Raw genomic sequence first — 17,172 nt, 5'->3', positions numbered from 1 at the left:
AGCAGGAAAACAAATTGTCGGGGGCGGCAAGCATTCAGCCGCCGCCCCGAATTTTATCCCGCCAGACGGTCAGGCGAACGCAGGATGGAAGCGCCGCCCGCCGCCTGCACTGCAAGGCTTCCATATTCGATACCGGCAGCGAGTGCACGATGAACATCGTGACCTTCGAGCCAGGAATCGATGAAACCGGCATTGAAGGCATCGCCGGCCCCGGTCGTATCGACAACCGGCACATCCTTTGCCGCCATATGAATATTGGAATCAGCAGTGCGCAGCCACGCGCCCTCGCCGCCCCCCTTGAGAGCGACGACCGGGAAATGGACCGCCAGCGCATCGAGCGCCTTTGCGGGGTCATCGTAGCCGGTGATGGCCTGCGCTTCCTCGCGGTTTGGCAGGAAGATATCGACGCCTTCACAGGCGGCAAGCAGGCTTGGATCATGGATCCGCGCATCGTCCCAACTTGGGTCGAGCGAGACGGACAGACCCGCCGCCTTTGCCTGCCGCACGAGGTCAGGGATTTCGTGCAGCGTTGCAAATTCAGCAATATGCAAATGCCCTGCATCCTTCCATTGCAAGGCAGCAGAAAGGGTTGTGGGAAGCGCCGAACCGGCGCGGCGCGACAGAAATGCGCGGTCATTGCCGATCACGCTTGCCACCGTCACCTGCGGCCCGGCATCGTCGGCCCGCTCCAGAAAGCGCAGATCGACACCGTCGATCTTCAGATCCGGCTCAAGCCCGCGTGACAGTCCGTCGAAGCCAAGCCGCGCAACCAGCGCAACCGCCCTTCCCGCATGGGCGAGATGCGCCGCGGAAATGAAAGCACCGCCTCCCGCCGCCATCTTCATGTTTTCTGCAAAGACCTCGCGTCCCGGCTGCGGCAGCGATTGCAGCCCGGTGAAGATGAGGTCGCAATAAATCCGTCCGATGCTGAGGACAGCCGGACGCCTGAACTGTTGCGGCATCATAGGCGGCCCAGGCTCTTCTCGGTCCTGGCATCGAAGAGATAAAGGCTTCCGGCTGGCGCAGACACGGAAAGCGTGCCGCCCGTTGCGGGAATGACCTTGCCCGGCGCCGTTGCAATGACCGAAACGCCGTTGACATCGAGATGCACGAGCGTTTCCGCACCAAGCGGCTCAACCGCCGTCACCGTACCGGTAAGCGACAGGCCATTGGCCGTTCCCTCCTCGACTTTGAGGTCGTGCGGGCGAACGCCGATCAGAATGTCGCCATCGGGTGCAAGTTCGACGCCCGCACCGCTTCGGCGGCCGGCAATCAGGTTCATCGACGGGCTGCCGATGAAGCGTGCCGTAAACACATCGGTCGGGTTTTCATAAAGCTCTGTCGGTGTGCCGGTCTGAAGAATACGGCCATCCCGCATGACGACGATGCGGTCGGCCATGGTCATGGCCTCGACCTGATCGTGGGTCACATAAACGGTCGTCGTCTTGAGGCGCTGATGCAAGCGCTTGATTTCAATGCGCATTTGGGCGCGAAGCTGGGCATCGAGATTCGACAGCGGCTCATCGAACAGGAAGGCCGACGGATTGCGCACCATGGCGCGGCCGATGGCGACGCGCTGGCGCTGGCCACCGGACAACGCTGCCGGGCGACGGTCGAGATAGGGTTCCAGCCCCAGCGCCTTGCCGGTTTCCTCAATGCGCTTGTCCTTCTCGGCTTTAGACAGCTTCGACGTGTAGAGCCCGAAACCGATGTTCTGGCGCACGGTCATATGCGGATAGATCGCATAGTTCTGGAACACCATGGCGATGTTGCGTTGTTTGGGGTCACGTTCATTGACGACTTCACCGCCGATCTTGAGATGACCGCCAGAAATATCCTCAAGCCCTGCAATCATGCGCAAGGTGGTGGACTTGCCACAGCCTGAAGGCCCGACAAAAACGACGAATTCGCCGTCCTTGATCTGGAGATCGATTGCCCGGACCGCCTCGACCTTGCCATAACGCTTGACCAGCTTTTCAAGTTCGATGGTTGCCATCAGCGTGCCTCCACAAGTGCACTGAATTTTTCATTGAGTTCGCGAGCAGCCTTGGCCTCTGCGGCTGCATGATCGTAAGCCACCGCCTTGAAGCGATCTGCTTCCGCCTTATGCCGCGCAAGCGCTGCATTCATCGCGGCCGGTGCCGGACCGCCGAGACGATCACGCACAGCCACGAAATGCTGCGGCGACACCAGTTCTTCAAACTTCTCACGCCCGAAGGATGGCTCGCGTCCGGCGGATTCGCGGAATGCTTCAAGGAAAGGTTCGAAACCATCCTTTTCCAGCCCGCCGCCCATCGACACGACAGAGCGAGCAACCTTGGCCGCGATTTCATGCGCCTGGCGGAAAGAGAGGTTTTCGATACGGACCAGTGAGTCCGCCAGTTCGGTGATCGTGATGCAGGAACGGCGGATGTTTTCCGCGACACGGGCCGGATCGATGCGGATCGCACCGATGAAAGCGGCCAGAAGTTCGAGCACGCGGCCTGCGGAAGCGAATGCCTCATAGCCCATCTGCTGCGTTTCGCCTTCACTGTCGTTCATGTCTGTGAAGGGCGTGTTGTGCATCACATCCAGAACAGTGCGGGCGCGGCCCATGGTCTGGCTTGCCAGATGGCGCATATGTTCCACCGGAACCGGATTGCGTTTCTGCGGCATGATCGATGAAATCTGCACGAAGGCATTCGGCACATAAATCTGGCCGACCTCGAAACTGGTCCAGAACTGGAAGTCCTGAATGAGACGCCCGAGATGGACGAACATCAGTTCCAGCGCCGAGTAGGTCGAGGTGATGTAATCCACCGCTGCGATGCAGCTATAGGAATTGGACAAGGGGGCGGCAAAGCCCAGCAGGCCAGCGACCTGTGCGCGATCGATCGGGAAGCCTGAGGTGGTGATGGCCGCCGCCCCCATGGGCGACATGTTGACGATGGCGCGCGCAGCTTCCATTCGTTCCATATCGCGAATGAGAACCTCGATTGCCGCCGAAAGATAATGGCCGAAAGTCGATGGCTGCGCAGGCTGGCCGTGCGTATAGGCGACGATCAGTGTCTGCTTTTCGCGTTCCGCGGCTTCAATCATTGCATCCAGCAGGTTGCGCGCCTGCGCCATCAACGTATCGATACGGGCTTTCAGGCCGAGCTTGAACAGCGTATGGTCGATATCGTTGCGCGAACGCGCCGTGTGAAGGCGGCCTGCAATATCGGCGCCGATCCGCGCTTTCAGCTCCTTCTCGATGAGGAAGAAAAAGTCCTCCACCTCACCGGTATAAGTCAGTTTCGCAGGATCGATTTCCCTGTCGATTGCTTCCAGCGCACCGGCAATGGCTGCAGCCTGTTCGCGGTCGAGAATGCCGGTTTCAACCAGCATGACGAGATGGGCGCGGTCGATGCGGCGAAAGCCATCGACATGGTGGGTCTTGGCGCCGTCAAAAAGCGGGCGAAGCACGGTTTTCTTGTAAACCGGATCGGGAAAGACGCTTTTATCGGACAGCCGTGGATCAAGATCGGACATGTTCAACCCTTGAGGCCAGCAAGCATGACACCGCGCACGATGTAACGCTGGAGAAGAAGAAAGACGACGAGCGTGGGAAGCGTGGCGATGGCTGCGCCGGTCATGATCATTTCCCATTGGATGGACTGCTCGACGGCGAAGCTCGAAAGCCCGACCGGCAGCGTGTAAAGCTCCGGACTGGTGGCAACGATCAGCGGCCAGAAGAATGCGGTCCAGTTGCCGAGGAAGGTGAAGATTGCGAGCGCCGAGAGCGCAGGCGTCACAAGCGGCATGGCCACTTTCCACCATATCTGGAATTCGTTGAGACCATCGACGCGGGCAGCTTCCAGAAAGTCGTTGGGAACGCCTTCAAAGAACTGCTTCATAAGGAAGGTGCCGAAGGCCGTCATCATGCCGGGGAACATGATGCCCCAGTAGCTGTCCAGCCAGCCGAGCTTGCTCGACATGAGATACCAGGGGATCACCAGCATTTCGGTGGGGATCATCAGCGTGGACAAAATGGCGAGGAAGATGAAATAGCGTCCGCGGAACTGGAATTTCGCCAGCGTATAGCCGACGAGACTGTCGAAGAACACGTTCGACAGCGTGACCACGACTGCAACGATCATCGAATTCAGGAACCAGCGGAGGAAGCGGCCATCGGCGAGAATGGTGACATAGTTCTGCAATGTCGGCTCTGCCGGTATCAGGCGCAGGTCGTAGACCTGCCCTGCCGTCTTGAGCGAGGTGGAGAACATGAAGGCCAGCGGCGTGATCATGATGAGGCCGCCGATAAGCAGCAATGTCCATGTCACGATGCGACCGGGCCGCAGGTTCTGGAACGGGAGCGGTTTGTTTTGAGCGGACGCTGTCATTTCTTTTCCCTCAGGATCCAGAGCTGCAACAGCGAGACGCAAAGCAGGATGGTGAAGAGAACGACGGTTTGCGCAGCCGCATAGCCCATCGCATAGGAGGAGAAGGCGGTCTGATAGATCATCAGCACCAGCGGCTTGGTGGAGCCGAGCGGCCCGCCTGGATCATTCGTGGTCATGTTGTAGACCTGATCGAAGATGCGCAGGAAGCCGATGGACGAGAAGACGACGAGGAATACCGTAGTGGGCTTCAAAAGCGGGATCGTGATCTTGCGCAGGATCGCCCATTCGCCGAGGCCGTCGATGCGTGCGGCTTCATAGAAAGTGTTAGGAACAGCGCGCAGGCCCGCCATGAAGATGATGATCTGGAAACCGAGGCCGGCCCAGATGGACGTCGCCATGATCGCATAGAGACCCTGATCGACCGAGCGCAGGAAACCCTGCTGCGGAAGGCCCAGTGCATTCAGGATATTATTGATGAAACCGATAGGCGCAGGCTGGTAGAACCAGCGCCAGACCCATGCCATGGCAGCCGCCGTTGTGAGATAAGGCAGGAAATAGAGAGCACGGATAAAGCCGTGCATGATGCGCACACGATCCAGAAAATAAGCGATCGTAAACGCCACCACGAGGCTGATCGGTGTGCCGACCAGAAGATAGGTGAAGGTGTTCCGGAACACTTTCCAGAATTCGGGATCGGCAAAAAGCTTCTGGTAATTGGCGAAGCCGATGAACTTTGGCGGGTTCATCAGATCCCAATCGGTAAGCGACAGCCAGAAAGCCTCTATCGTCGGGTAAAAGCGGATGACCGAATAGAACAGGATCGGGAGAGCCAGAAAGCTCCAGACCCAGATCAACCGTCTTGTGCGCATGGAAAGGCGATCCGTCAGGCGGTTGCCCGAAGGCTCCTTCGCCGTGCCGCCTGTTGCAGTCGTCCCGGCTACAGTCGTTGTCATGTTTCAAGATCCTTCGGTTGCGGCGAGGCCGTACCTCGCCGCAATTTCAAAGCCTGTTACTTGGCTGCGTCGAGCACTTCCTGCTCGGTCTTGGCGGCCTGTTCGAGAGATTCCTTGACCGGCTGCTTTTCCAGAATGACGCGGTTGGCCATGTCGACCGCAGTCTGGCGCTGCTTCAGTTCGTCCACGAACATGGTCGTGTGCGCATATTCCAGACCTTTCAGGAACGGACCGTAGATCGGATCGGCAAGGTTCGTTTCCGTCAGGGCCGCCGAACGGCGCGCAGGCAGTTCACCCACGTCCTTCAGCCAGATTTCCATGGCTTCCGGCGAGGAGATGTAATTCAGGAACTTCTTGGCAGCTTCGAGTTTCTCACCGCTTGCCTTGGCGCTGATGCCGTTGGCGAAGTAGCTGGCATAGTTGGAGCGCACGCCTTCCGCATTGGCCGGAAGCTCGGTCACACCCCATTCGAAGTCCTTGATGGTGCGGAACGAACCGAGACGGAAGGTGCCGTCGATGGTCATGGCTGCCATGCCGGCACGGAAAGCCGCCTGCCCTTCGTCCATGAACTTGACTTCGCCGACCTTATGTTCGGTCTGGAGACCGGTATAGAAGGCAAGCGCCTTTTCACCGGCAGCGTCATTATAGGCGACCTTACGGTCGTTGTCGGTGTAAGGCTGACCGCCGAACTGGCGCACCAGAACCTCACGCCACCAATGCTGGTCCTGTCCCGGCATGTCGAGCGTGATGCCTTCGGCCAGAAGATTGCCGGAAGCGTCGCGCTTCGTCGTCTTCTTGGCGGCTTCGACCATTTCATCCAGCGTCTTGGGCGGATTGTTCGGATCGAGACCAGCTTCGGTGAAGAGCTTCTTGTTGTAGAAAAGCGCCAGCGAACGCACGGCGGTCGGCAGACCGTAATATTCGTCGCCGCGCTTCATCGCCGAAACGATCGGGAAGAATTCGCTTTCGATCTTGTCATGCGGGAACGCATCCTGCGGCAGCGGCTGCAGAATGCCGCCAGCCACGAACTTGTCGAGCCAGCCATAGAAGAGCTGCATCACGTCCGGGCTCTTACCGGCCATCTTGGCTGCGATAACGCGCGTCTGATAATCGTCGTAAGGGAACGTGACCTGCTTGACCTTGATATCCGGATTGGCCTTTTCGAAATTCTCGATCAGCTTGTCCATCGCCTTGACGCGTGTCTCAAAGACATACTGCCAATATTCGATTTCGACAGCCTGTGCGGCATTGATTGCAACGGTGCTGAGCCCCGCAACCAGACCTGCCAATAACAGCTTGCGCATTTAAACCTCCCTATTGCCCCGCCCACCGGTACGAATGCGGTCCCAGGCACGGCCACGGAGATGCCTGGCATCATCCGCTTATTCCACCACATGCCGCGCAGGTCGTGCGCAGCGCCCATTTTCCTCACGCAGGGACCCACTTCCCCACATGAACAAGAGCAGTCTTCACCACCCTCTCTTACGGTTCAATGTTGCGAGCGTTTTGTCAATAAGATAATTTAGTTGAATTAATATATTGCTGTTAGAAACAGCCCGCGATATCTCTCTGACGGGAGACAGGAGGGACCATGACATCGAAATCGGACGGCGAACCGGTCACCGCATCTGCGACCGCTGCAAACGGGGCGCTTGCGGTTACCCTCGGCAAGAATCCCGAACGAATCCGCGATCATAACCGGCGCGTGGTGCTTGACGTCGTGCGCCGGCATGGGCCGCTTGGCCGTATGCACATCGCCCGCCTGACCCACCTCACCGCACAGGCCATCGCCAATATCGTCGACGAACTGGTTTCAGAGAACCTGTTGATGCAGCTCGGGCGGCTGAAAACAGGGCGCGGCCAGCCGCCGATCCAGTTCGCGGTCAATCCTGAAGGCGCGATGACCATCGGCGTCGAAATGGGATCGACGCATATGGTAACGACTGCCCTCGATCTTTCCGGCAAGCCAAGAACGCAGCATGTACGCCCGATCCATGATGTCAGCCCCGACAAGCTTTCCGCGCAGTTGCGAAAGGAAGTCGATGCAGTAAAGACTTCGTTTCCGGCGCGCCTCCTCGGCATAGGCGTGGTGATGCCGGGGCCTTTCGACATTGAAGGCATGAGTTCGGTTGGACCGACCACCCTGCCCGGCTGGTCCGGAATCGACGCGGCGGCGGTTTTGAGTGAAGCCTGCGGAGAATCCGTCCTGGTCGAAAACGATGCCAATGCCGCCGCCGTTGGCGAACGCCTGTTCGGTGCGGGGCATGCCATTTCCAACTTCGCCATGATCTATTTCGGGGCCGGTATCGGGCTCGGCATGATCCAGGAAGGTGCACCATTTCGCGGTGCTTTCGGCAATGCCGGCGAAATCGGCCATATCGTCATTACGCCCAATGGGCGTGGCTGCGCCTGCGGCCAGAAGGGCTGTCTTGAAACCTATGCCTCGCTTCATGCCCTGCGTGAAAAGCTTCATGCGTCGGGCATCGGGGAAACCGATTTCGACGCACTCCAGAAACTGCACGAAGCCCGCAATCCGGTTCTGATGGGCTGGGTGCAGGAGGCTGCCGACCATCTGGCGCCAATGATCGCCATGATCGAAAATATCCTCGATCCCGAGACGATCATATTGGGCGGCATGTTGCCCGATGCGATTATCGACGACCTGATCTGGCATATGGGCGGCCTGCCGATTTCGGTCGCGAGCCGCCGCGCCCGCGCATTGCCGCGCGTCATTCGCGGACAGACGGGACAGTTTACCGCTGCTCTGGGTGCCGCGTCCCTTCCGATGTTCGAGGCCATGACGCCGAAGCTCGATACCAATTCGGAAGTCTGATCATGCTGACCGCCCACCAGCGCATTGAGCGCCAGAAATCGTCCCCCGCCCTCGTCCGCCTGCATCGGGCGCTCGGCAGGCTCCGCTCCACCGTGACGCTGATGCATACGGGCGCGCATCCGGACGACGAGCAAAGCGGCCTCATGGCCTATTTGCGGTTCGGACTTGGTGTGCGGGTGGTGATCGCCTGTTCGACGCGGGGCGAAGGCGGACAGAACGCGCTCGGCCCTGAACGCGGCGGTGCGCTCGGCGTCATCCGCGGCCGCGAGATTGAGGAAGCGGCGCGCATTCTCGATTGCGACGTGCATTGGCTTGGCCACGGGCCTGACGATTGCGTCCACGATTTCGGCTTTTCCAAGGATGGTGACGGTACCTTTGCCCATTGGGGAGAGGAGCAGACCATCGAGCGGCTGGTTCGCGCCTATCGCGCCGAGCGCCCGGATATCGTGCTGCCTACCTTTCTCGATGTTCCCGGCCAGCACGGTCACCATCGCGCCATGACCCGGGCCGCCGAACGGGCTATACGGCTCGCCGCCGATCCCGATGCCTTTCCTGAACATTTTGCTGAGGGGCTGACGCCGTGGCAGGTAGCGAAATTCTATCTTCCTGCATGGTCAGGCGGTGGCGATACATATGATGACGAACTTCCGCCGCCGGACGCAACATTGACGCTTTATGCCAGTGGCCGGGAAGAGGCAACGGGCGCGGATTTTGACCGCATTGGGGAGTGGTCGCGTGCCTGCCACGCCACTCAAGGCATGGGTCAATGGCCGGAAAAGCCAAAGGTCGAATGGCCACTGCATCTGAGACTGCCGGATAGCCGTTCGGAAAAGACAATTCTTGAGGGACTACAGGAGACCCTCGCCGTTCTCGCCGATGGGCTGGCATTTGAAAATCGGAAGCAGCTTGTTCATGTTCATGAATCCGTCGAACAGGCCATTGCAGCGTTTCCGGATCGTGAAGCCATCATCAAAAACCTTGCCGATGCGGCGAAAAGTCTGAAAACAGTCCTGACCAGCGCACCTGACGGTTTTCTCCTGCTGCATGGCCACAGGCTGGAGCGCAAGCGGCAGGAAATAGATGCTGCCCTGATGGAAGCGGCTTCGCTATTCGAGCGTGCTTATCTGGAAAAACCGATATTGGCGTCGGGGGATGAGACAAGGCTCGTCATCGAGCATGGTCCCGGAGCGGCAGAAATCGCAATAATGGCTGAACCTGTCCTGCCTGAAACCTGTTCTATCGCCTGCAAGCAGCAAACCTCGGAACGAAAGATTTTCACCGTTTCGCTCATGGAAGACGCGCCACCTTCCCCGCTTTTCGAGCCTGCATGGCGGTCGCTGGGCGGTAACGGGCAAGCTTTTGTCCGGCTAAGGGCGCAGTTTGACGACCATCTGGCGGAGTGCGGCTTCGATCTCGAAGAGCCATTCGCTATTGTTCCCCCCGCTTCACTGAAGTTCGATCCGCCTGCCGTCATTGTATCCGGAGGGGAAGAACATTTGCGGGTCAGGCTTGCTGTCGACGGAAAGGCTGACCGGATTGCTTTCACATCGCAAAACGGCTGGAATATAAGCCTGAACGGTCAGAGCGCCGTGCTGCATGGGCCTTCCGCTCCGAAACCGGGCCTGACAAACCTCCAAGCTGCGATCAACGAAAACCCCGCCTGGCAGATGCAGTTTACCGACTATCCGCATATTGGCAGAACCGTGTGGCGCGAGCCTGCAGTGCTGCCGGTGCTGGTTCTTGATGTGAAACTGCCCAATGCACGCATTGGCTACATTGGCGGCGGTGCCGACAATGTCGACCTTTGGTTGAAACGCATGGGTTTCGACATGACCGACCTCGAAGCGCACCATCTTGCGGGCGATCTTTCACAATTCACCACAATCGTGGTCGGAATATTTGCCTTCGGCATACGCGACGACCTCGCAGCAGCGACAGCCAGGCTGCACCGCTTCGTAGAAGATGGCGGGCATCTCGTGACGCTCTATCATCGGCCATCCGATGGTTGGCATCCCGACCAAACGCCGCCGCGAAAACTGACGATTGGCTCCCCCTCGTTGCGCTGGCGCGTTACAAATCCCGATGCGGCGGTTACAGTTCTTAAGCCTGAACACCCACTGCTCGTCGGCCCCAATGTCATCACTGAAGCGGATTGGGATGGCTGGCACAAGGAGCGCGGGCTTTATTTCGCTTCCGCATGGGACGATGCTTATCAGCCGCTGCTTTCAATGCATGATGATGGAGAACAACCGCTTTATGGCTCACTTGTTTCGGCCCGAATTGGCAAAGGCCGTCATACGCATACGAGTCTTGTATTGCACCACCAGCTCGACCAACTTGTCCCCGGTGCTTTCCGTTTGATCGCAAATCTTATGCAACCTGCGGAATGACTGGCGTATGACGCCCCCATGAAATATTCATGACGCTCACGCCTTCAGCGAGGAATTATTTTTCTTTATTTTTCATTTCACTATTTAATTTTTCTTGAGTTTCCTTCGCCGAAAAATTTCGCTCTATCACAACGTGTATTTGACTCATGGAGATGAATTATCATGCGCAATCTGGTACGTGTTTCTTTGACCGGTCTTTTCCTCGGCGCAAATCTTGCCACGGCTTTCGCTCAGGCAACGCCGGAGCAGATGGAAATGGCCTATAATGCCGCCCGCAATCAGCTTGGCGTTCTCCAGTATTGCCAGGAAAAGGGTTATACCGATGGCGGCGCCATCGAAATCCAGTCGAAAATGATCGCGCTTATCCCAGCCCCAGCCGACACGTCCAAGGCCGAAGCTGCCGAAGCAACCGGCAAGCAAGGCAAGGTTTCCGCGATGGGTATGGAGCAGGATATTGCCACGAGCGCAAAAGCGCAGAACATCTCTGAGGAAAAGCTCTGCCAGACCATGGCAGACGCCGTTAAGCAGGCTGGCGCTCAGCTGCCGCAGTAAGCTGGACGACAACCACATCAGAATGGAGCCTCGCGCAAGCGGGGCTCATTGCTATCTGCAACCCTGCATTCAGCAATTCTCCAATGTCCTTCATGGCGAAGTTTCGAATTTCATTTTGTATTCAGCACTTTATTAAGCATATGCAATACTCACCTTCCGTTTACCATGCAACTTAAGAGGGTGAACATAATTGCCGGATAGTTTGCTCGCAGGTCACAACGACCGCTAAACAAACAAAAATGATCTCAGGAGCAACACATGACCAAGCTTATCGCACGCTTTCGTAAAAATGAATCCGGCGCAACCGCTATCGAATACGGCCTCATCGCAGCCCTGATCGCTGTCGTCATCATCACGGCAACAACCCAGCTGGGAACCAACATCAGCGAAAAGTTCACCGAAATCGCTACTAAGATCGGTGCTGCGAAGTCTCAGTAATCTCTGATAATGACTCCGAACACCTCAACCGCCCTCCGGGGCGGTTTTGTCTTTTGGAATGCTTTTTACCTGTCCAAGCAACTTTTGAAACGTTATTGCGTTATTCAACAGGCATGCAGCATCAGTTCGAAAATGAATGCCGTTGACGTAGAGATACGAAGTAAGCCAACCAAGCTAACGTTCTGTAATCTTTATTGATTATGGGTTAGCGATAGAAATGCGCATAATCCCTCTAAATAGTGGTTCGCCGCGTGGTTATTGCGTTCCCAGCGCTGACCCCGGCCTTTCGGGAGTAGCGAACATGTCATTGAAATCCATTTTACTTGCGCTTGGCATCGGCGCTGCCAGCCTGACGCTTAGCGGCTGCGTGTCCGAAGGCTATTACGGCGACGGTTACGATCCCTATTATTCGCGCGGCAGCTATATCGGCACCGGCGTCATTTATGATAGCGGCGGCTATTACCGCGATTATCGTCGTTACCCGCGTTACTATCGGGATTCTGGTTATCGCTATCGCGACGGTTATCGTTACCGCGACCGGGACAGGGATCGGAACCGTCCAAGCTACAACAGGCCGGATCGCCCTCGTCCGCCGCGGCCCGAACGTCCGTCGTCCGGTACCCCTGCCGTAGAGCGGCCCGGACCGAATACGGTTCCGGTTTTCCGACCGATCAGGCGCGAGTCGCATAACTGACAACATGCCACCAGACAAAACACCCGCCGATCTCCCGGCGGGTGTTTTGTTTCACACAGCATTTGCGTCAGAGCCTGATCACATATTCCTTGCGGGTGGTCTCGATGACTTCCCAACTGCCTTTGAAGCCGGGTCGGATGACAAAACTGTCCCCGACCCCGACTTCCCGGCTCCCCCCGCCTTCTTCGCTGACGATGGAGCGGCCGGAAAGAATGTGGCAGAACTCCCATTCGTCATATTCGATACGCCATTTTCCCGGCGTACTCTCCCATATGCCTGCAAAAAGCGTTCCTTCGGCGTTCTCCTCCAAATTCCATGTGCGGAATTCGGGGCTACCTGAAAGAATGCGCTCCGGTAAGGGAGCGCCTTCTTCCGGCTCGATGCCGGAAAGGTTGAAATCGAGAAACCGGCTCATCGATCAGACCTTCGCCAGCGCCTGTTCCAAATCGGCGATGATATCATCAGCATCCTCGATGCCGATGGAAAGGCGCACCACATCCGGTCCCGCACCCGCAGCCACCTTCTGCTCGTCGGTCAGCTGACGGTGGGTGGTGGATGCCGGGTGGATGACCAGCGAGCGCGTGTCACCAATATTGGCAAGCAGTGAGAAGAGGTCGAGGCTGTCGACGAATTTCACGCCAGCGTCGTATCCGCCCTTGAGGCCGAAAGTGAACACCGAGCCGGCCCCCTTCGGTGCGTATTTCTGCTGGAGCGCGTGGAATTTATCATGCGGCAATCCGGCATAATTGACCCATGATACCTTGTCGTGACCGTGCAGCCAGGAAGCAACCTTCAACGCGTTGTCGCTGTGGCGCTGAATGCGCAGCGGCAGCGTTTCCACGCCCGTCAGGATCTGGAACGCATTGAACGGTGAAATGGCAGGCCCGAAATCCCGCAAGCCCAGAACACGGGCAGCGATAGCAAAGGAAATATTTCCGAAAGTCTTGTGCAGTTCCAGGCCGGCATAGTCTGGGCGCGGTTCTGTGAGCAGCGGGTAATTGCCGGACTTCGCCCAGTCGAATGTTCCGCCATCGACCAGAATGCCGCCCATCGAATTGCCGTGACCGCCGATAAACTTGGTCAGCGAATGGACCACAATATCCGCGCCATGCTCGATCGGGCGCACCAGATAGGGCGATGCGAGCGTGTTGTCCACGATCAGCGGCAGGCCGTGCTTGTGAGCGATTTCGGCAATCGCCTCGATATCCACGACAATACCGCCCGGATTGGCGAAGCTTTCGATGAAGATGGCGCGGGTCCGATCGTCAATCTGCTTGGCGAAATCGGTAGGATTGGTAGCATCGGCCCAGCGCACATGCCAGTCGAAAGACTTGAACGACTGGCCGAACTGGTTGATCGAGCCGCCATAGAGCTGCCGTGCTGCGATGAAATTGTCGCCCGGCCGCAGAAGCGTGTGGAACACGAGCAGCTGTGCCGCATGGCCCGATGCGGTCGCGACCGCCGCCGTACCGCCTTCAAGCGCGGCAATGCGTTCTTCCAGAACCGCCGTGGTCGGGTTGGTGATGCGCGTATAGATATTGCCGAAAGCCTGAAGGCCGAACAGGGATGCCGCGTGGTCGGCGTCCTCGAACACGAAAGATGTGGTCTGGTAGATCGGCGTTGCACGCGCCCCCGTCGTTGGATCGGGCTTTGCGCCTGCGTGGACAGCCAGCGTTTCAATTCCGGGCGAACGTTTCGACATGATTTCCTCCAGCGTCTAAGCCCCAATGATGACAGGACGTTAGGCGTTGCCGCCAGGAAAGCAAAGGCGGATTTTCCGCGAAATGGCGGAATCGCAGAATTTAAATCCAAAACTTTCTATTCAGCGATCAGGCGGGGGTATTCGATGGCTGGACAACGGTCCATGACCACGGTCAGACCTGCTTCGCGGGCGCGGTTTCCCGCTTCTTCGTGCACCACACCAAGCTGCGTCCACAGGATTTTCGGCCTCGGCTGCATGGCCAGCACCTCATCGACGATTCCCGGCAGCGAATAGGGTTCGCGGAAGACATCGATCATGTCCACCGGCTCATCGATATCCGCCAGCCGGGCCACCACGCGCTGGCCGTGAATATCCTTGCCCGCCTGCCCCGGATTGACCGGAATCACGCGGTAACCCTTGGAAAGCAGGAACTCCATGACGCCATTGCTCGGGCGCTCCGGCTTCGGCGAAGCGCCGAGAAGCGCTATGGTTCTGACGGAAAGGAGAATTTCGCGAATCTGGTCGTCGGAAGGATTTTGCATCTCTGTTCCCTTCGAATGGCTGGAGCCGGTGCTTGCATAGAGGCACATGCACCCCTTATTGAGTATTTAAGTTGGGAGGAACGCATGAATATCAATACCACGCATCGCACAGGCGTCGGCCCCGTGATGACAATCGGGGATCTGCAAGCTTTCATGAAACGCGAGTTCCCACAGCTTGGCGACACATTCGAGATCACGGCAATCGACGATGGTTCTGCAACGATGCGCCTTCATGCCGACGAGCAGCATCTGCGACCGGGCGGCACCGTGTCCGGCCCTTCGCTTTTTGCCCTAGCCGACGTAACCGCCTATGCCGCCATACTCGCCCATATTGGTCCGGTTGCCCTGGCGGTGACGACCAGCCTGAACATCAATTTCCTGCGCAAGCCATCTCCCGGAGCGATCGATGCCGTGGCGCATCTCCTGAAACTCGGGAAGCGTCTCGCTGTGCTCGAAATCAGCCTGACCGACGCTGCAAACGGCGAACTCGTTGCCCACGCGACGGCCACTTATTCGATCCCGCCGCGCTGAAAATGATGGAAAATTATATGGTATTATAATACCAAATCTATAACTTATTGATTTTGTTTAATTTTTAAACGGGCGCTCGGATTAAAGGGCTTGACGGAAGCGTCAACATTGTATATCGACCCGCCGGAAGCGAGCAGAAGTGATCTTTTGCCCGCTCGTTCGGGTTGGATCAGTCCAACACAAGCAACAAAAAAAGCCCGGTTCGCAAGGACAGGGATCAAGTCAAGGAAGACTTCAATGGCAACTTTCTCTCAGAAGCCGGCTGAAGTGGTGAAGAAGTGGGTGCTGATCGACGCCGAAGGTCTCGTCGTCGGCCGTCTCGCATCGCTCGTCGCCAATCGCCTGCGTGGCAAGCACAAAGCAACCTTCACCCCGCATGTTGACGATGGCGACAATGTCATCATCATCAATGCCGACAAGGTTGTTCTGACCGGCAACAAGTATGCCGACAAGAAATATTACTGGCACACCGGCCATCCGGGCGGCATCAAGGAGCGCACTGCTCGCCAGATCCTCGAAGGCCGTTTCCCGGAACGCGTTCTTGAGAAGGCAATCGAGCGCATGATCCCGCGTGGTCCACTCGGCCGTCGCCAGATGAAGAACCTGCGCGTTTATGCAGGCCCGAACCATCAGCATGAAGCTCAGCAGCCGGAAGTCCTCGACGTCGCAGCGCTGAACCGCAAGAACAAAGGGAATGCATAATCATGGCTGAGCAGCTCAACTCGCTCGAAGAACTCGGCACCGTTGCCAAGACCGAAGCTGCCGCTCCGGTTCATGTCCAGAAGCTGGACGCACAGGGCCGCGCCTATGCCACCGGCAAGCGCAAGGACGCCGTTGCACGCGTATGGGTCAAGCCGGGCACTGGCAAGATCACCGTCAACGACAAGGAATTCGAAAAGTATTTCGCACGTCCGGTTCTGCAGATGATCCTGCAGCAGCCGATCGTCGCTTCGAATCGCGCTGGTCAGTTCGACATCGTTGCCACCGTTGCCGGTGGCGGTCTCTCCGGTCAGGCCGGCGCCGTTCGTCACGGCATCTCCAAGGCCCTCACCTACTACGAGCCGGGCCTGCGCACGGTTCTCAAGAAGGGTGGCTTCCTGACCCGCGACAGCCGCGTTGTCGAACGTAAGAAGTACGGTAAGGCCAAGGCTCGCCGTTCGTTCCAGTTCTCCAAGCGCTAATAATCTTTTCGCTTCGGATTTACAGAAAAGCGGGCCTTCGGGTCCGCTTTTTTGTTTTCGTTCCACACCGCATTTCAGCCTGCCCAACTGCGGATGGACTTGCGTTTGATCTCAAGCTGCCTTTGCGGAGACTGTTTGTAATAGTCCTGCGCCATGCCTGAAACCCAGTCGCCGTAGCTCGGATTGGGCAGCATGAAAAACTTCGTGCCGAATGCTTCCCGGTTGGCTTCGACGAATGCGCGTCGCTGCTGGTTGTTCTTGTGATAGGTTGCAGCTCCGAAGTCGTTGAGATTGTCCCCCATATAGATGACGACATCATATCCCTCAGCCTTGATACTATCGAAACGCTCCTGCTTGTTGGACTGACCGCTGTTCAGCAGAAGCGTTTTTGCGGACACGCCCGGAAAGCCAAGCCTTTCAATGTTGGCTGCGGTAGACTGAAACGACCGGGCATCGCGGTTCGTGACGTAGAACATCGTGCCGCCGTTCGCGTTCACATGCCTTGCAAACTCCACAGCGCCCGCAATTGGACGTGCCTGCCCGGCGGCCATCCAGCGCGCCCATGCCTCCTCCGTAAAGGGTACGCCCTGCCTGACGCGCCATCCGGCATAGGCGGTATTGTCGATCATCGTCTCGTCGAGATCGACGATTACGGCCTTCTTTCTTCCCTTTGCCGGTTTTGCTGCGTCGAAGGCCCGACGCGCGCCATTGAATGCCTGATAAGCCAGCGCGTCATATTCGCCTGACAGTTGCATCCAGTTGATTGCGCTTACATTCTGCTGCTCCAATTGATAGCTGGCGGAGCGTTGGTTCGTTGCACAGCCCGCAAGTGAAGCGGAACAAACAAGAATGGCCGAGATCGCAAGAAGCGTTTTTCGCATGATGTCCCTCCATAAATGAGAGCCATTAGCGCTTAACGGTTCCCGCACCTCAATTGCTGTTATTTGCCCTCAAGATGTTAGGTAGCAGTGCGCCTTCGCCACAGTTGCAAG

At 57.6% G+C, this 17,172-nt stretch carries 18 protein-coding genes; 8 read left to right on the top strand and 10 right to left on the bottom strand.

Annotated features, from left to right (window positions below):
• Positions 1-53 precede the first annotated feature (53 nt).
• From ACOWVS_RS04315 to ACOWVS_RS04290, 6 genes are all read right to left on the bottom strand, one after another.
• The gene (locus ACOWVS_RS04315) at positions 54-965 is read right to left on the bottom strand and encodes a carbohydrate kinase family protein (RefSeq protein ID WP_006466535.1); all 912 of its coding nucleotides are present in this window, start codon (positions 963-965) and stop codon (positions 54-56) included.
• On the bottom strand, positions 962-1,996 hold the full coding sequence (locus ACOWVS_RS04310; RefSeq protein ID WP_006466534.1) for an ABC transporter ATP-binding protein: 1,035 nt from the start codon (positions 1,994-1,996) through the stop codon (positions 962-964). Before ACOWVS_RS04310 ends, ACOWVS_RS04315 begins: the two co-directional genes overlap by 4 nt.
• The gene (gene argH / locus ACOWVS_RS04305; protein ID WP_006472821.1) at positions 1,996-3,510 is read right to left on the bottom strand and encodes an argininosuccinate lyase; all 1,515 of its coding nucleotides are present in this window, start codon (positions 3,508-3,510) and stop codon (positions 1,996-1,998) included. Before argH ends, ACOWVS_RS04310 begins: the two co-directional genes overlap by 1 nt.
• A gap of 2 nt (positions 3,511-3,512) precedes the next feature.
• Entirely contained in the window at positions 3,513-4,364 is an 852-nt protein-coding gene (locus tag ACOWVS_RS04300) for a carbohydrate ABC transporter permease (protein ID WP_006472820.1), read from the bottom strand.
• On the bottom strand, positions 4,361-5,233 hold the full coding sequence (locus ACOWVS_RS04295) for a carbohydrate ABC transporter permease (RefSeq protein WP_036565766.1): 873 nt from the start codon (positions 5,231-5,233) through the stop codon (positions 4,361-4,363). Before ACOWVS_RS04295 ends, ACOWVS_RS04300 begins: the two co-directional genes overlap by 4 nt.
• Before the next feature lie 140 nt (positions 5,234-5,373).
• Positions 5,374-6,621: an extracellular solute-binding protein gene (locus tag ACOWVS_RS04290; protein WP_006466530.1), complete on the bottom strand. Its 1,248-nt coding sequence runs from the start codon at positions 6,619-6,621 to the stop codon at positions 5,374-5,376.
• A gap of 287 nt (positions 6,622-6,908) precedes the next feature.
• On the opposite strand from ACOWVS_RS04290, the gene ACOWVS_RS04285 reads away from it, so the two are divergent.
• From ACOWVS_RS04285 to ACOWVS_RS04265, 5 genes are all read left to right on the top strand, one after another.
• A complete protein-coding gene (locus tag ACOWVS_RS04285; RefSeq protein WP_006466529.1) occupies positions 6,909-8,150 on the top strand; it encodes an ROK family protein in 1,242 nt (413 codons plus the stop codon).
• Between the two features lie 2 nt (positions 8,151-8,152).
• The gene (locus tag ACOWVS_RS04280; RefSeq protein ID WP_006466528.1) at positions 8,153-10,540 is read left to right on the top strand and encodes a PIG-L family deacetylase; all 2,388 of its coding nucleotides are present in this window, start codon (positions 8,153-8,155) and stop codon (positions 10,538-10,540) included.
• 162 nt (positions 10,541-10,702) lie between these two features.
• A complete protein-coding gene (locus ACOWVS_RS04275) occupies positions 10,703-11,092 on the top strand; it encodes a pore-forming ESAT-6 family protein (RefSeq protein ID WP_006472819.1) in 390 nt (129 codons plus the stop codon).
• 258 nt (positions 11,093-11,350) lie between these two features.
• Entirely contained in the window at positions 11,351-11,530 is a 180-nt protein-coding gene (locus ACOWVS_RS04270) for a Flp family type IVb pilin (protein ID WP_022567407.1), read from the top strand.
• A gap of 301 nt (positions 11,531-11,831) precedes the next feature.
• On the top strand, positions 11,832-12,224 hold the full coding sequence (locus ACOWVS_RS04265) for a hypothetical protein (protein WP_075041645.1): 393 nt from the start codon (positions 11,832-11,834) through the stop codon (positions 12,222-12,224).
• Between the two features lie 67 nt (positions 12,225-12,291).
• Here the strand turns inward: ACOWVS_RS04265 and ACOWVS_RS04260 are convergent, their stop codons facing one another.
• From ACOWVS_RS04260 to ACOWVS_RS04250, 3 genes are all read right to left on the bottom strand, one after another.
• Entirely contained in the window at positions 12,292-12,639 is a 348-nt protein-coding gene (locus ACOWVS_RS04260; protein ID WP_075041644.1) for a cupin domain-containing protein, read from the bottom strand.
• A 3-nt stretch (positions 12,640-12,642) separates the two neighbouring features.
• Complete coding sequence (locus ACOWVS_RS04255; protein ID WP_006466523.1) at positions 12,643-13,926, bottom strand: O-acetylhomoserine aminocarboxypropyltransferase; 1,284 nt, start codon at positions 13,924-13,926, stop codon at positions 12,643-12,645.
• A 116-nt stretch (positions 13,927-14,042) separates the two neighbouring features.
• Positions 14,043-14,468 carry a CoA-binding protein gene (locus tag ACOWVS_RS04250; RefSeq protein WP_025091390.1) on the bottom strand — a complete coding sequence of 142 codons (426 nt, stop codon included), beginning with the start codon at positions 14,466-14,468 and terminating at the stop codon, positions 14,043-14,045.
• A gap of 84 nt (positions 14,469-14,552) precedes the next feature.
• Between ACOWVS_RS04250 and ACOWVS_RS04245 the strand changes: the two genes are divergently transcribed.
• The 3 genes from ACOWVS_RS04245 to rpsI all read left to right on the top strand — a co-directional run bounded on the left by ACOWVS_RS04245 (position 14,553) and on the right by rpsI (position 16,180).
• On the top strand, positions 14,553-14,999 hold the full coding sequence (locus ACOWVS_RS04245) for a PaaI family thioesterase (RefSeq protein WP_025091389.1): 447 nt from the start codon (positions 14,553-14,555) through the stop codon (positions 14,997-14,999).
• A gap of 237 nt (positions 15,000-15,236) precedes the next feature.
• Positions 15,237-15,701, top strand: coding sequence for a 50S ribosomal protein L13 (gene rplM / locus ACOWVS_RS04240; RefSeq protein ID WP_006472812.1), 465 nt, complete (start codon positions 15,237-15,239; stop codon positions 15,699-15,701).
• 2 nt (positions 15,702-15,703) lie between these two features.
• Positions 15,704-16,180, top strand: coding sequence for a 30S ribosomal protein S9 (gene rpsI / locus ACOWVS_RS04235; RefSeq protein ID WP_006466519.1), 477 nt, complete (start codon positions 15,704-15,706; stop codon positions 16,178-16,180).
• Between the two features lie 74 nt (positions 16,181-16,254).
• Here rpsI and ACOWVS_RS04230 read toward each other — a convergent pair whose 3' ends face one another.
• Positions 16,255-17,061, bottom strand: a complete 807-nt coding sequence (locus ACOWVS_RS04230; RefSeq protein ID WP_025091388.1) for a 5'-nucleotidase, lipoprotein e(P4) family — start codon at positions 17,059-17,061, stop codon at positions 16,255-16,257.
• Positions 17,062-17,172 lie beyond the last annotated feature (111 nt).

Origin of the sequence: Brucella sp. IR068 (assembly GCF_049065885.1) — a bacterium.
Lineage (GTDB): Bacteria > Pseudomonadota > Alphaproteobacteria > Rhizobiales > Rhizobiaceae > Brucella > Brucella intermedia.
This window is presented reverse-complemented; position numbering and strand designations above follow the sequence as displayed.